Source organism: Streptomyces arenae (genome assembly GCF_022343545.1).
Lineage (GTDB): Bacteria > Actinomycetota > Actinomycetes > Streptomycetales > Streptomycetaceae > Streptomyces > Streptomyces humi.
Genome location: NZ_JAKQYH010000045.1, coordinates 52,398 through 66,181, shown reverse-complemented (window position 1 = coordinate 66,181; position 13,784 = coordinate 52,398). Strand labels below are relative to the sequence as shown.

The following is a 13,784-nucleotide window of genomic DNA, read 5'->3' as shown; positions in this document are numbered from 1 at the left end:
AAGTCACGTTCAGATCCGGGAGCCGTACGTGAGCGAGCCGACCGCCGACGAGACCGGGGTCGTCCTGCGCCGGACTCCCCAACAGGCGCGCAGCAAGGCGCGGTTGGCGCGGGTGCTGGAGGCGGCGGAGCGGGTGCTGGTCGCCGAGGGCGTCCAGGCGCTGACCACCACCCGGGTCGCCGCGGAGGCCGGGGTCTCGGTCGGTTCGCTGTACCAGTACCTCCCCGACCGGGACGCGATCATCGACGCGCTGGCGGCCACGTACTTCTCCCGGCTCGAAGCGGTGATGGCGGAGTTCGCGCACAGCGCGGCCACCGAACACCGGCCGGACCCGGTCGGCGCGCTCATCGAGCGCTACGCCGGGCTCTACCGCGCCGAACACGGCTTCCGCGCCCTCTGGTTCGGCAGCGGCCTGACCGACCGGACCCGGGCGGCGGACCGGGAGCACAAGCACCGGATGGCCGACGGGGTGCGCCAGGTCCTGCTGGCGCTGGGCGTCGCCGACGACACGGAGGAGCTGGGCCGGGCCTGCCATGCCGCCGTCCTCGCGGCGGACGCCCTGGCCCAGGAGGCGTTCCGCCGCGACGCCGCGGGCGACACCGCCCTGCTCGAGGAGGCGAAGATCATGCTGCGCGGCTACCTCACCGCGATCACCGCACGCCAGGGGCGCCATCGCGACTGAGCGGCGGGCACGGCCGGCATCGTCCTTGCGACCCTCGGCACACCCTTCTACGCTGACTTTGTGCCGCTAATAAACAAAACCCGTTCGCACAGCGTCGTGCCGGGTAGCCCCGTCGCCCTCACCCGTGTCCGCATCGCCATCACGGCCTTCTTCGCCATGGACGGCTTCGTCTTCGCGGGCTGGGTGGTCCGGATCCCCGACATCAAGCACCAGACCCATGCCTCGGTCGGCGCGCTGGGGCTCGCGCTGCTCGGCGTCTCCGCCGGTGCGGTGATCACCATGACGCTCACGGGCCGGCTGTGCCGCCGGTACGGAAGTCACCGCGTGACGGTGGCCTGCGCGATTCTGCTCTCCCTGAGTGTGGCCCTGCCCCCGCTCACCCACTCGGTACCGGCCCTCGGCGCGGTCCTGCTCGTCTTCGGCGCCGCGTACGGCGGGTTGAACGTCGCCTTCAACAGCGCCGCGGTCGACCTGGTCGCGGCCCTGCGCAGGCCGATCATGCCCACCTTCCACGCGGCCTTCAGCCTGGGCGGGATGATCGGCGCCGGGCTCGGCGGCCTGGTCGCCGGCGCCCTCTCCCCCACCCGCCACCTGCTCGCCCTGACCGTGGTCGGCCTCGTGGTCACCGCGGTCGCCGGCCGCACCCTGCTCCGTCACGGCATCCCGGTCCCGCACTCCGAGGACCGTGCCGAGGCCGCCCCGCGCCGACGGGACCGCCGTACCCGCCGGATGGTGTTCGTCTTCGGCCTGATCGCCCTGTGCACGGCGTACGGGGAGGGGGCGATGGCCGACTGGGGCGCGCTGCACCTGCGGCAGGACCTGGGCGCCTCTGCGGGGGTCGCCGCGGCTGGTTACACGTGTTTCGCGCTGGCCATGACGGTCGGCCGGGCGAGCGGAACGAGGCTGCTGGAGCGGCTCGGGCGGTCCAGGACCGTGGTCCTCGGCGGCGGGACGGCGGCCGCCGGGATGCTCCTCGGCTCGCTCGCGCCCTGGGTGTGGGTCACGCTGCTCGGTTTCGCCGTGACGGGCCTCGGCCTGGCCAACCTCTTCCCGGTGGCGGTGGAACGGGCCGGTGCCCTGGCCGGCCCGTCGGGCGTGGCGACGGCGTCCACCCTGGGTTACGGAGGCATGCTGCTGGGGCCGCCGGCGATCGGCTTCATCGCGGACTGGGCATCCCTGCCGACGGCCCTGACGAGCGTGGCGGTGCTGGCGGCGGTGGCGACGCTGATCGGCGCGGCGACGAGGTAGCGCCGGGGCGTGGCGGGCCGCCGCTGATGGCGTGGCCACGCGCCCTCAGTCCAGCAGTCCCGGCTCGGGCACCGACTCCAGCAGGCCGGCCAGTCTCGCCGTGTCGGCCGCCGTCCACCCCGGTGGGCTGGTGATCTCGGCCCACGCGCTCGTCGGCAGTGTCCCGTAGCGGTGTCCGAAGCCGTCCGGGACGCTGTCGGCGCCCGCGAGATCACATGCCACCTGCCAGAACGTCAGCAGCGGATACCACCGCATCGCCGGCGAGACATCCCGGGCACGCGGCCGGTCCAGCCAGTCCGGCCGGTGCAGGGCCAGAGCGGGTGACCACCAGACGACCGGGTCGGAGCCGTTCTGCAGATACACCGCGCGGGGCTCTCCCCATGGCGCCGCGGGGATGCCGTAGTCCGTCGGCACCTGGGCGAACCGCACGTTCGCCCCGTCGGCGACCACCGGCCGCCACTCGGGACTGCCCGGCCGGCGCTCCGCGGTGATCCTCTTCCACAGGGGGTTGTCGTAGGTCGGCCCCACGAACAGCGCCCCGTCGGTCTCCGAGGTGAGCGCGGTCAGGGAGCCGTCGAGGGCGGACTCCATGGAGAAGGAGCCGAGACTCTCCCCGTACACGAGGAGCCGGGGGCGGGAGCTCGCGGGGAGGGTGCGCCACCGGTCGTGGACCGCGTCGAAGAGGGCGCGGCCGGTGGCGGCGGCCTCGTCCTCGGTGAGCGCGGAGACCCAGCTGGGCAGGTAGGAGTACTGCATGGCGACCTGGGCGGTGTCGCCGCCCCACATGTACTCCAGGGGTTTGCTGCCCTGGTCGTTGATCCAGCCGGTGCCGGTGGTGCCCATGACGGCGAGGACCTTCCGGGAGAAACCGCCGGTGCGTTCGAGTTCCCGTACGGCGAGGGCGGCGCGTTCGTCGAGGGTGTCGGCGGAGCGCAGGCCGACGTAGACGCGTACCGGATCCCGGGCCGGGCGGCCGGTGAAGGCGGCGATGTCGGCGCGCGGCGTGGCGGTGCCGACGAAGTCACGGCCCTTGGCGCCGAGCGTGTCCCAGGGGGCGGCGGAGTCGGGGCCGCCGGAGAGGGTGGGCAGGTCCGGCCGGTGCACGCCCTCGGTGGTGCCCCGGTCGGCGAGGGATGCGCCGCTCTCGATCGCGTCGAGTGCCGCCCGCAGCAGGAAGCCCTGGACGACTCCGACGATCACGAACGCGACCACGGCGGCTCCGGTGCCGTAGGCGACGCGGCGCGGTACGTGCGCGCCGAGCGCGTGGGCGAGCACGCGGGTGCCGAGTCGTACCGTGCGGGCGGCCAGCAGGAGCAGGGCGGCGACACACACGGCCACGACCGGGACCAGCGCCCACTGCCACCGGGCGAACTGCGGGGGCAGGGACACCGCGCGGCGGACCTCGCCCTCCCAGCGGACGCTCCAGGCGGTGACGGTGACGACCGCGGCGACCCCGAGCACCCCCAGCGCGGGCCGGACGATCCTGCGGACGCGCGGGCGGACGCGGACGCCGGCCCAGCGGAGCAGGAGCCGGGCGAGGGTCTCCAGCACGGCGCCGACGGCGTAGCCGACGGCCGCCGAGACGCCAGCAGCGAGCCCCTGGAGCCACCAGGCGCGGGGCAGCAGGGAGGGGGTCAGGGACAGGCAGTAGCCCAGCACCGCCACGGCGAGCCCGCCCCAGCAGGGGCGCCGCCGGACCACCCGGCCCGGTCCCGCGTGCCGGCGGGCCCGCGCCCCCGTCCGGCGCGCCCGCTCCCCTGTCCGGCGCGCCCGCTCCGCCGTCCGGCGGGTCCAGTCCCTCGTACGGTTCAGAGCCCTGCCCACACCACTCACTCGGCCACCTCGGGACCACGATCGGCCACCGCTCGCGGCCCCGCATCCGGAAGATCCGCGAACCGGTCCGCCTGGTCGGCAAAAGGTGCGGAGCACCGGCGGGTGTCCGATGGTGGTGGGCATGCCCCAGGCGCAGACCACCGTCCGTCCCCACGCCACCTCGCCCGCGGCCGGGCCGAGGCCCCCGGCGACGACCACGCCGGTGCGCGTTCCGGTCCGGTTCTGACACCGGGCCGGGCGTGCCGTGCCGGTCCCGAGGCTGCCCACCCGGACGGCCGTCGTGCTGGTGGTCGCCGTGCTGGTGCCGGTCAACCTGCTGAACAACCGGTGGGCCCGGTCCTGGATCCTGCTCACCGCGGTCGTCGCCTCGGCCGTTCTGGTGGCGTTGCTGTTCTGGGCCGGCGGCAGCTGGACGGAGCTCGGGCTGGGCCGCGGTTCCTGGTCCGACGGGGTGCGCTGGGCCGTCGCGCTGATCGGGATCGTCGCGGCCGTCTATCTCTGCGGGGCCCTGCTGCCGGTCACCCGCGGGCTGTTCGAGGACCAGCGGACGGACGCGTTGACCGGTCCGGAGATCGCCTTCAAGGCGCTGGTCGCGGTGCCCGTGGGGACCGTACTCCTGGAAGAAGTCGCCTTCCGGGGCGTCCTGTTCGCGCTGCTGTGCCGGCTGCGGACCGCGACGGCGGCGGCCGTGCTCTCCTCGGTGGTGTTCGGCCTCTGGCACATCCTGCCCTCGCTGAACCTCGGCGCGGACAAGCCGACGCTGGGTTCGGTGTTCGGGCACTCGGTCACCGGGGTGGTCCTGGTGGACGTCGGCGCCGTGCTGTTCACGACCGTCGCGGGCTGCCTGCTGTGCCGGCTGCGCGACCGCAGCGGTTCCCTGCTGGCACCGACGGCCCTGCACTGGGCGGTCAACGCCCTCGGATACGCGGTGGGTTTCCTGTTGCGTTAGCGCCCAGGTCGTCGTGCAGACTCACGGCATGGAGACTGCCGAGTTCCTTGAGACCCTGGACCGCGAGGGCCGGTCGCTGGCCGCTGCCGCCGAGGCGGCCGGGCCCGACGCCAAGGTGCCGACCTGTCCCGACTGGCAGGTCCGCGACCTGCTGCGGCACACGGGCACGGTCCACCGGTGGGCCGCCGGCGTCGTCACCGACGCGCACCCCGGGCCCCGCCCGTTCCCGGCCCTTCCCGACCTGGACGGCACGGAGCTGGTCACCTGGTACCGGGACGGCCACCGCCGGCTCGTCGACACCCTCGCCGACGCACCGGCCGGCCTGTCCTGCTGGACCTTCCACCCGGCCCCCGTCGCCTCACCCCTCGTCTTCTGGACCCGGCGGCAGGCGCACGAGACGACCGTCCACCGTTACGACGCCGAGTCCGCGCGCGGTGGCCCGGTGTCGCCTGTCGCCACCGCGTTCGCGGTCGACGGGATCGACGAGCTGCTGCGCGGTTTCCACGCCCGGTCACGCAGCCGGGTGCGCACCGGGACACCGCGCGTGCTGCGGGTCCGCGCCGTGGACGCCGACGCGGTGTGGACCGTACGGCTCACAGCCGGGCCCCCGGTGGCCGAGCCCGGCGAGGTGGGCCCGGCGGAAGCCGAACTGTCCGGGCCCGCCGACCTGTTGTACCTGGCGTTGTGGAACCGGGTGCCGGTGCCGCAGGTGACGGGCGACCCGGAACTGGCCGCCCTGTGGCGGGCCAACTCCGGTATCTGAGCGACCGGTTCAGCCGGCCAGCAGCCGGCTCAGCACCGCGCGCTGCATGGGCAGCACCTCACCGTGCAGCGCGCGCCCCTTCCCGGTGAGCGCCACCCGCACGCCCCGCCGGTCCTCCGCACACATGGCCCGCTCGACCAGGCCGTCCTTCTCCAGCCGCGCGACCAGCCGGGACAGCGCGCTCTGGCTGAGATGCACCCGTTCGGCGATCTCCTGGACCCGGTAGCTACATCCGCCGTCCGCGGCCGCCCCCTCGGAGAGCAGGTCGAGGACTTCGAAGTCGCTGGCGCACAGGCCATGATCGTGCAGCGTACGGTCGAGTTCGCACTGGACACGGGCGTGCAGGGCCAGAATGTCCCGCCATTGCTCCACGAGCGCCTGCTCGGGCTTCTTCGCCGCCATCTCGGCACCGTAGCAGAGAAAACGGATTGTTGCATCGTAATTAAATGCGCTTGCATTCGATGCATGTGCATGTAGTCTCTGGGGTCATGACCTCTCCGCTCACCGCCCCTGCCGCCGCGTCGTCGGCGGTCCGCTGGACCCCCCGGCTCTGGGGCACACTGCTGGTGCTCTGCGCCGCGATGTTCCTGGACGCCCTGGACGTGTCGATGGTCGGCGTCGCCCTGCCGTCTATCGGCTCCGACCTGCACCTGTCGACCTCGACCCTGCAATGGATCGTCAGCGGTTACATCCTGGGATACGGCGGCCTGCTGCTGCTCGGCGGCCGCACCGCCGACCTGCTCGGCCGGCGCCAGGTGTTCCTCGTGGCACTCGGCGTCTTCGCGGTCGCCTCCCTGCTCGGCGGCCTGGTCGACTCGGGTCCGCTGCTGATCGCCAGCCGCTTCATCAAGGGCCTCAGCGCGGCCTTCACCGCCCCGGCCGGCCTCTCGATCATCACCACCACGTTCCCGGAGGGCCCGCTGCGCAACCGCGCCCTCTCCATCTACACCACCTGCGCGGCCACCGGCTTCTCCATGGGCCTGGTGCTGTCCGGCCTGCTCACCGAGGCCAGCTGGCGCCTCACCATGCTGCTGCCCGCCCCCATCGCCCTGATCGCGCTGCTCGCCGGCCTCAGGCTGCTGCCGCGCAGCTCCCGCGAGCGGGACCACAACGGCTACGACATCCCCGGCGCGATCCTCGGCACCGCCTCGATGCTGCTCCTGGTGTTCACCGTGGTGGAGGCCCCGCAGGTCGGCTGGGGCTCGGCCCGCACCCTGCTGTCGTTCCTCGCGGTCGCCGTCCTGCTGACCGTGTTCGTCCAGGTCGAACGCCGCTCCCCCGGCCCGCTCGTCCGGCTCGGCGTGCTCCGCTCGGGCAACCAGATCCGCGCCCAGCTCGGCGCGGTCGCCTTCTTCGGCTCGTACGTCGGCTTCCAGTTCCTGACCACGCTGTACATGCAGTCCCTGCTCGGCTGGTCGGCGCTGCACACCGCACTGGCCTTCCTCCCCGCCGGCGCACTGGTGGCGGTCTCCTCGACCAAGGTCGGCGCGATCGTGGACCGCTTCGGCACCCAGCGGCTGATCGCGGCGGGCTTCGCGTTCATGGTCCTCGGCTACGTCCTGTTCCTGCGCATCGACCTGAGCCCCGGCTACGCGGCGGTGATCCTGCCGTCGATGCTGCTGATCGGCGCGGCCTGCGCCCTGGTCTTCCCATCGCTCAACATCCAGGCCACCAACGGCGTCGACGACCACGAGCAGGGCATGGTCTCCGGGCTCCTCAACACCTCGGTGCAGGTGGGCGGTGCGATCTTCCTGGCGATCGTGACCGCCGTGGTCACCGCCGGCGCGCCCGCGGAGGCGACCCCGCAGGCCGTGCTCGACAGCTACCGGCCCGGCTTCGTGGTGGTCGCGGGCGTGGCCCTGGCCGGACTGCTGATCACGCTCTCGGGGCTGCGCGCCAAGCGTGCCCGGCAGACCGTCGTGATCGCCCGGTCCACCTCCCTGGAGGCGGAGCGCGTGCCCGCACGCGACTGACCGGGGCCGCCGCCAAGCCGGCGCCCGGCGGAGCCTGTTGCTCCGCCGGGCGCACGGCTGTGGCACGGGTCCGGCCCGGGGCACGGTGAGGGCGCGGGACCGGCCCGGGGCACGGTGAGGGCGCGGGACCGGCCCGGGGCACGGTGAGGGCGCGGGACCGGCGGAGTGCGTGTCGTCGGTCGGCGTGCCGGTCAGCCGAGCCAGCCCGGGCGTACCAGGCCCGACTCGTAGGCCAGGACGACCAGTTGAGCCCGGTCGCGGGCGCCCAGCTTGACCATCGTGCGGCTCACGTGGGTCTTCGCGGTGAGGGGACTGACGACCAGGCGGCGGGCGATCTCCTCGTTGGACAGACCGATGCCGACCAGTGCCATCACCTCCCGCTCCCGCTCGGTGAGCCGGGCGAGGGCGTCGGCGGCGGCCGGCTCCTTGGAGCGGGCCGCGAACTCCGCGATCAGCCGGCGCGTCACCCCCGGCGACAGCAGTGCGTCCCCGTCCACCACCGCCCGCACGGCCCGTACGAGTTCCTCCGGTTCGGTGTCCTTGACCAGGAAACCGGAGGCGCCGGACCGGATCGCCTCGAAGACGTACTCGTCGAGCTCGAACGTCGTCAGCATGACCACCCTGACGTCCTTCAGCTCCGGTTCACCGGTGATGCGCCGGGTCGCGGCCAACCCGTCGAGACGCGGCATGCGGATGTCCATGAGGACGACATCGGGGCGCAGTTCACGCACCCTGCCCAGCGCGTCCTCGCCGTCGGCCGCCTCGCCGGCCACCTCGATGTCCGGCTGGGCGTCGAGCAACGCCCGGAAACCGGCCCGTACCAGAGACTGGTCGTCGGCGAGCAACACCCGGATCATCGGTCCTCCCGGTCGGGAAAGGGCGGCTGGGCCAGGTGCGGTTCCGTTGCGGGCCGTTGCGTTGCAGGCCGTTTCGTTGCGGGCGGCTCGGTCAAGGGCAGTACGGCCAGAACCCGGAAACCGCCGTCGGCGCGCGGGCCCGCCTCGATCGTGCCGCCCAGCGCCTGAGCCCGCTCCCGCATCCCGGCCAGCCCGTTCCCGCTGCCGCCCGCGTCCGCACCGCTCGCCGGCCCGTCGTCGTCGACCCGCAACCGCAGCTCCCCTCCCCCGTGTTCGAGCCGGACCCGGGCCCGCCGCGAACCCGAGTGCCGTACGACATTGGTGAGCGCCTCCTGGACGATCCGGAAGGCCGCCAGGTCGGCGCCCGGCGGCAACCGCGGCGCCTCCCCCTCCACCGTCACGGTGAGCCCGGCGGCCGCCGCCTGTTCGGCCAGCTCCGGCAGCCGGCCCAGACCCGGCGCCGGCGCACGCGGTGCGGCTCCCGGCGCGCGCAGGGTGTCCAGCACCTGACGGACCTCGCCGAGCGCCTCCTTGCTGGCCGCCTTGATGGTGGTGAGCGCGGCTCTGGCCTGCTCGGGGTCGGAGTCCAGGAGCGCGAGCCCCGCCCCCGCCTGGACGTTGATGACCGAGATGCTGTGCGCCAGGACATCGTGCAACTCACGTGCGATCCGCAGCCGTTCCTTGTCCGCGCGGCGCCGGGCAGCCTGGGCGCGGTCCGCCCGCTCCCGCGCCCACTGCTCGCGCCGCAGCCGGACCAGCTCGGCCACCGAGGCGATGATCAGCACCCAGGTGGCGATGATCACCTCCTGGCCCGGGTTCGCCCCCTTGTCACCCGGCGGTGGCAGCACGCGGTAGAGCCAGAGCGAGATCAGCAGGTGGCCGGCCCACAGCGTCCCGAGAGCCGCCCAGGCGACCCGGCGCCGGCCGGCCACCACGGCACTGAAGCAGGCCACGGCGACGGCCGCGAAGACGGGACCGTAGGGGTAGCCGGCCCCCAGGTAGACCAGGGCGAGCCCGGCGGTGCCGTACGCCACCGGCACCGGATGCCGTTGCCGCCACAGCAACAGGGCACACGCGGCGACGAGCAGCAGCCGGGCGTACACGTCAAGGGGTTCACGGTGGGGCTGCGCATGGGCCGCGAAGTTCGAGCCCACCAGCACCAGGACGGTGAGCGGCACGGTGGAACGCCACGGCAGACGACCGGAGGCCGGTTCGGCGTCCGCCTCGTCGGCGTCATGCCACGGGGGCCCGAGACGCCACCACCGCGCCGGGCCGCGCTGCCTTTCGCGCTGCTCGTCCATGCCCGCCACGCTAGACGCCGTCGGCCCACGCGGGCGTCAGCCCGGCGAGGTGATCACACGTACTCCGGGGGAAGTAGACCGCGGTCCGTGAGCGAAGGGCGGGGGCGACTGGCGGGAGTAGCGAGCGGGAGTGACGGGCGACGGGGAACGGCCGGAGGGCGGTCGGGGCGGTGGCCCGGTCGTCAGCGGCCCGGGGTCAGCTCCGCCACCTCGGCGTCGAACAGCCGCTCCGGGTCGAAGCCCATGCCGGTGAAGTGTCCGGCCAGCTCCAGGGAGAGCACGCCGTGCATCCGGGTCCAGAAGGCCAGCGCCTTGCGCAGCACACCGGGCGGCGCGGGATGGCCTTCGGCCCACTGGCGGTGCTGGCTGAGATGCGCCGTGAAACTCGCGGAGGCCGGCGCGGGAGCCTCCAGCCCGGCCGACGCACAGACGTCGAGCAGGGCGGCCATGATCTCGCGGGCGATCGTGGTGATGTCGTCGGGCGCGTGGTAACCGGGGACCGGCGTGCCGTAGACGAGGAAGTACCGCTGGGGGTCGTCCAGTGCCCAGCGACGCAGGGCCCGCGCGAGGCCTTCGAGCCCGGCGCCGGACTCGGCCGCGGCTCGGAAGGTGTCGGCCAGGCTGCGGTAGGCGTCCCGGATCAGCTCGGTGATCAGCTCGTCGCGACTGCCGAAGTAGCGGTAGAGGGCGGGGCCGCTCATGCCGAGTTCCTTGGCGATCGCGTTCAGGGACAGGCCGGTGGCACCGGACCTGGCGATCTGGTCCCAGGCGCGCGCCTTGATGTCCGAGCGCACCTGGGCCCGGTACCGCGCTCGTGGACTCGTCACGTCTGCCCCGGCCTCTGCGCCCACGCCTGCGTTCGCCGCCATCGCCGTCACGCACCTCTCGCCCGAGCTTCTGGATTGTTCTGTTCGTTCCAATCTATCACTTTCGAGACAGCCTCTAACGACCAAGATGCTCCCTCGCCCTTGGCGAGAGCTTGACACCTTCGCAATGCACCCTCATGTTAGTTATAGCTTCTAACGCAAGCGACAGGCGCTAACTCACGGAGGTCGTCATGGGAAACGCAGCAGCTTCAGGTACCGCCGGAGCCACCCGGCTCGTCGAGGTCGTCCTGCCCGGCACGGTGGAGCCCGAGGGCCTGCAGATCCGGCACCGCGAGATCCCGGTCCCGGGCCCCGGCCAGATCGTCGTCCGGATGGAGGCCACCGGCGTCTCCTTCGCCGAGCAGCAGATGCGCCGCGGCCGCTACTACGACCAGCCGCCGTTCCCCTTCGTCCCCGGCTACGACCTGGTCGGCACGGTGGTCACGGCGGGTGAGGGCGTCGCGCCGGGGCTCGTCGGCGAGCGGGTGGCGTCACTGGTCAAGGTCGGCGGCTGGGCCAGCCACGTCCTGCTCGACGCGGCCGACGCCGTGGCGGTGCCGGCCGGGATCGGCGCGGCGGAGGCGGAGACCCTGGTCGTCAACGGCATCACGGCCTGGCAGATGCTCCACCGCAAGGCCGGTGTGCGCGAGGGCGGCACGGTCCTGGTGCACGGGGCCAACGGCGGGGTGGGCACCGTACTCGTGCAGCTGGCCCACGCGGCGGGTCTGCGGGTGATCGGCACGGCCTCGGCCCGTCACCACGACGCGCTGCGCGAGCTGGGGGTGACCCCGGTCGACTACCGCGCCGAGGACGTCCCGGCCCGGGTGCGTGAACTGGCACCCGGCGGTGTCGACGCCGTCTTCGACCACCTCGGCGGACGCAGCGTCGTCGACTCCTGGAAGCTCCTCGCGCCGGGCGGCACCCTCGTCGCGTACGGCAGCGCCACCACCCGGGACGACTCGGGTTCCAAGCAGTGGCCCGTGCTGAAGATCCTCGGCCGGGTATGGCTGTGGAACGCGCTGCCCAACGGCCGGCACGCCTGCTTCTTCAATGTCTGGGCGGGCCGCGCGTTCGGCAAGGACCGCTTCCGGGCCCGGTTGAGCGCCGACCTCACCCAGGTGTTCGAGGCCCTGCGGCGCGGCGAGGTCAGCGCGCACATCGCCGCACGGCTGCCCCTCACCCGGGCCGCAGAGGCGCTGCGACTCGCCGAGTCGGGGACGGTGACGGGCAAGGTCGTCCTGGTCCCGGACGGTGGCGACGACGCCACCGCCACCCCGATCCGGTGAACACCGCAGGCTCACCCGGCCCGGTGAACATTGCAGGCTCAGCGGACCTCGGGTCGGTCACCGCACGGTCAGCGGACCTCAGGTCGGTCACCGCAGGCTCAGCGGACCTCGGGTCGGTCGCCGTCGGCCGCGAACGCGCCGGAGTCGGCGAAGGCGAGGCCCGCGAAGCGTTCGCCGATGCGGCGGTGGGTGGGCGCGTCGGGGTGCAGCTGGTCGGGCAGCGGGAGTTCGGTGGCGTCGGCCTCGCCGTAGAGGGCACGGCCATCGAGGTAGTGGAGGTGGGGGTCGTCGGCCGCGCGCTCGGCCACGATGCGGGCCAGCTCGTCCCGGATGACGTTCAGGGTGAGCTTGCCGCTCGCGCGCTCGGCCGGGTCGCCGACGGCCGTGAAGGTGAGCCGGCCCTCGTCGAAGGAGCTCAGGTCCATGGCGGTGGGACCGGGGGTGTCCTCGTGAATGGGGCACAGGATCGGCGACACGACCAGCAGTGGGGTGGTGGGGTGGCCCTCACGGACCGTGTCCAGGAATCCGTGCACGGCGGGACCGAAGGCGCGCAGCCGCATCAGGTCGGCGTTGACGACGTTGATGCCGAGTTTCAGGCTGATCAGGTCGGCCGGGGTGTCCCGGATGGCGCGGGCGGTGAACGGGTCGAGCAGGGCGCTGCCGCCCAGCCCCAAATTCACCAGTTCCACTCCGCCGAGCGCGGCGGCGACCGCGGGCCAGACGGCGGTGGGACTCGCCGCGTCGGAGCCGTGGCTGATGGAACTCCCGTGGTGCAGCCACACCCTGCGGCCGCGGTCGGGTACGGCGGTGAGCGGGGCGTCGGTGCGCAGGGCGACCAGTTCGGTGGTCTCGTTGTGCGGCAGCCAGATCTCCACGTCCTTCTCGCGCTCGGGCAGGCCGGTGAAACGGAGGGTGCCGGCCGGGCCGGGGCGCACTTCCGTGGTGCCGGCACTCATGTCGATCACCTGGACCTTGCCGCCGGTGACCACGCCCTGGCCGCTCAGCACCGAGTCGACGAGCAGGTCGTACATGCCGTCCGGGCGGGGCGGGGCACCGACGTAGAGCCGTTTGGTGGGCAGGGTGTCCAGCTCCACGGCGGTGGCCCGGGTACGGAAGACCAGGCGTACACCGGAGGGCTGGGCCTCGACCATGGCGAGCTGCGGGTCGGCGCACTGGGCGCGGGCCCGGGCCGGGAGCCGGTGCGGCAGCACGCCGTGCTCCGTGTGTTCCAGGTCGAGGGCCCCGCGCAGCAGGTCGGCGGTGATGGGGGTGGTGATCCAGCGCTGGTCGTGCTCGGTGCTCATTGCCTCTGCCTCTGCCACTGTGTCCGACTCTGTTCGGCCTTTGTCACTGCGTACGACTCTGTCTCTGCCCCCGTCTCCGCCTCCGACTCTGTCCGGCCGGGTGGGATGGGGGGGGTCGGTCAGGCCGGCGCGGGCCAGTCGCGCAGCAGGGCGTCGAGGGCGTCGAGGATGCGGGTCCAGGACTCCTGGCTGTCGGGGGCGCTGTGGCTGAAGCCGCCGGCGAGTTCCAGGTCGACGTAGCCGTGGAAGACGCTGCCGAGCATGCGGACGGCGTGGGTCTGGTCCGGTTCGCTCAGGTCGTAGCCCCGCAGGACGGCCCGGGTCATCTGGGAGTGCCGGACGCCGGCGCTGCCGGCCGCCGTCTGCGGGTCCAGGCGGAGCCGGGCCGCCGCGTACCGGCCGGGGTGGGCGCGGGCGTAGTCGCGGTAGACGCCGGCGAACGCGAGGAGGGCGTCCTTGCCGGCCCGTCCGGCCAGCGCCTCGGCCGCCCGGTCGGCCATCTCCTCCAGTGCGAGCAGCGCGATCCTGGTCCGCAGGTCCTGGGAGCTCTTGACGTGCGAGTACAGGCTCGCGACCTTCACGTCGAACCGTCTGGCCAGCGCCGAGACAGTCACCTGGTCGAAGCCGGCCTCGTCGGCCAGTTCGGCTCCCGCCCGGACCAGCCGTTCCGTGGTCAGTCCCGCTCGTGCCACCGGCACTCCTCCGCTCGACTCCCCCACGCC

The 13,784-nt window shown here is 73.4% G+C and carries 13 protein-coding genes; 6 read left to right on the top strand and 7 right to left on the bottom strand.

Going from position 1 to position 13,784, the window contains the following annotated elements; genetic code table 11:
• The first annotated feature begins 28 nt into the window (after positions 1 to 28).
• Together MB828_RS19935 and MB828_RS19930 are read left to right on the top strand one after the other, a co-directional pair.
• Complete coding sequence (locus MB828_RS19935; protein ID WP_301649386.1) at positions 29 to 682, top strand: TetR/AcrR family transcriptional regulator; 654 nt, start codon at positions 29 to 31, stop codon at positions 680 to 682.
• Between the two features lie 96 nt (positions 683 to 778).
• Positions 779 to 1,930, top strand: a complete 1,152-nt coding sequence (locus tag MB828_RS19930) for an MFS transporter (RefSeq protein ID WP_301649385.1) — start codon at positions 779 to 781, stop codon at positions 1,928 to 1,930.
• 45 nt (positions 1,931 to 1,975) lie between these two features.
• On the opposite strand, the gene MB828_RS19925 is transcribed toward MB828_RS19930, so the two are convergent.
• Positions 1,976 to 3,754 carry an alpha/beta hydrolase gene (locus tag MB828_RS19925; protein WP_301649384.1) on the bottom strand — a complete coding sequence of 593 codons (1,779 nt, stop codon included), beginning with the start codon at positions 3,752 to 3,754 and terminating at the stop codon, positions 1,976 to 1,978.
• 253 nt (positions 3,755 to 4,007) lie between these two features.
• Here MB828_RS19925 and MB828_RS19920 point away from each other — a divergent pair, with 253 nt between their 5' ends.
• Together MB828_RS19920 and MB828_RS19915 are read left to right on the top strand one after the other, a co-directional pair.
• Positions 4,008 to 4,712: a CPBP family intramembrane glutamic endopeptidase gene (locus MB828_RS19920; RefSeq protein ID WP_301649383.1), complete on the top strand. Its 705-nt coding sequence runs from the start codon at positions 4,008 to 4,010 to the stop codon at positions 4,710 to 4,712.
• Positions 4,713 to 4,740: 28 nt separating this feature from the next.
• Entirely contained in the window at positions 4,741 to 5,475 is a 735-nt protein-coding gene (locus tag MB828_RS19915; protein ID WP_301649382.1) for a maleylpyruvate isomerase family mycothiol-dependent enzyme, read from the top strand.
• A 9-nt stretch (positions 5,476 to 5,484) separates the two neighbouring features.
• Here MB828_RS19915 and MB828_RS19910 read toward each other — a convergent pair whose 3' ends face one another.
• Positions 5,485 to 5,877, bottom strand: a complete 393-nt coding sequence (locus tag MB828_RS19910) for a MarR family winged helix-turn-helix transcriptional regulator (RefSeq protein WP_133025009.1) — start codon at positions 5,875 to 5,877, stop codon at positions 5,485 to 5,487.
• An 86-nt stretch (positions 5,878 to 5,963) separates the two neighbouring features.
• Here MB828_RS19910 and MB828_RS19905 point away from each other — a divergent pair, with 86 nt between their 5' ends.
• Positions 5,964 to 7,448 carry an MFS transporter gene (locus tag MB828_RS19905; protein WP_301649381.1) on the top strand — a complete coding sequence of 495 codons (1,485 nt, stop codon included), beginning with the start codon at positions 5,964 to 5,966 and terminating at the stop codon, positions 7,446 to 7,448.
• 191 nt (positions 7,449 to 7,639) lie between these two features.
• On the opposite strand, the gene MB828_RS19900 is transcribed toward MB828_RS19905, so the two are convergent.
• From MB828_RS19900 to MB828_RS19890, 3 genes are all read right to left on the bottom strand, one after another.
• Positions 7,640 to 8,305, bottom strand: coding sequence for a response regulator transcription factor (locus MB828_RS19900; RefSeq protein WP_301649380.1), 666 nt, complete (start codon positions 8,303 to 8,305; stop codon positions 7,640 to 7,642).
• Positions 8,302 to 9,606, bottom strand: a complete 1,305-nt coding sequence (locus MB828_RS19895) for a sensor histidine kinase (protein WP_301649379.1) — start codon at positions 9,604 to 9,606, stop codon at positions 8,302 to 8,304. Before MB828_RS19895 ends, MB828_RS19900 begins: the two co-directional genes overlap by 4 nt.
• 182 nt (positions 9,607 to 9,788) lie before the next feature.
• The gene (locus tag MB828_RS19890) at positions 9,789 to 10,475 is read right to left on the bottom strand and encodes a TetR/AcrR family transcriptional regulator (RefSeq protein WP_301649378.1); all 687 of its coding nucleotides are present in this window, start codon (positions 10,473 to 10,475) and stop codon (positions 9,789 to 9,791) included.
• Between the two features lie 188 nt (positions 10,476 to 10,663).
• On the opposite strand from MB828_RS19890, the gene MB828_RS19885 reads away from it, so the two are divergent.
• Positions 10,664 to 11,758, top strand: a complete 1,095-nt coding sequence (locus MB828_RS19885; RefSeq protein ID WP_301649377.1) for a medium chain dehydrogenase/reductase family protein — start codon at positions 10,664 to 10,666, stop codon at positions 11,756 to 11,758.
• A gap of 98 nt (positions 11,759 to 11,856) precedes the next feature.
• Here the strand turns inward: MB828_RS19885 and MB828_RS19880 are convergent, their stop codons facing one another.
• Together MB828_RS19880 and MB828_RS19875 are read right to left on the bottom strand one after the other, a co-directional pair.
• Positions 11,857 to 13,062 (bottom strand): GDSL-type esterase/lipase family protein, encoded by a 1,206-nt coding sequence (locus MB828_RS19880; protein ID WP_301649376.1) that lies wholly within the window; start codon positions 13,060 to 13,062, stop codon positions 11,857 to 11,859.
• Between the two features lie 119 nt (positions 13,063 to 13,181).
• Positions 13,182 to 13,754: a TetR/AcrR family transcriptional regulator gene (locus MB828_RS19875; RefSeq protein ID WP_133025002.1), complete on the bottom strand. Its 573-nt coding sequence runs from the start codon at positions 13,752 to 13,754 to the stop codon at positions 13,182 to 13,184.
• Between the last annotated feature and the right edge of the window lie 30 nt (positions 13,755 to 13,784).

Bases quoted from the DNA above. Each gene is read 5' to 3' on its own strand.
- MB828_RS19915 (WP_301649382.1), top strand. From the start codon at position 4,741: ATGGAGACTGCCGAGTTCCTTGAGACCCTGGACCGCGAGGGCCGGTCG.
- MB828_RS19910 (WP_133025009.1), bottom strand. From the start codon at position 5,877: ATGGCGGCGAAGAAGCCCGAGCAGGCGCTCGTGGAGCAATGGCGGGAC.
- MB828_RS19905 (WP_301649381.1), top strand. From the start codon at position 5,964: ATGACCTCTCCGCTCACCGCCCCTGCCGCCGCGTCGTCGGCGGTCCGC.
- MB828_RS19900 (WP_301649380.1), bottom strand. From the start codon at position 8,305: ATGATCCGGGTGTTGCTCGCCGACGACCAGTCTCTGGTACGGGCCGGT.
- MB828_RS19895 (WP_301649379.1), bottom strand. From the start codon at position 9,606: ATGGACGAGCAGCGCGAAAGGCAGCGCGGCCCGGCGCGGTGGTGGCGT.
- MB828_RS19890 (WP_301649378.1), bottom strand. From the start codon at position 10,475: ATGGCGGCGAACGCAGGCGTGGGCGCAGAGGCCGGGGCAGACGTGACG.
- MB828_RS19885 (WP_301649377.1), top strand. From the start codon at position 10,664: ATGGGAAACGCAGCAGCTTCAGGTACCGCCGGAGCCACCCGGCTCGTC.
- MB828_RS19880 (WP_301649376.1), bottom strand. From the start codon at position 13,062: ATGAGCACCGAGCACGACCAGCGCTGGATCACCACCCCCATCACCGCC.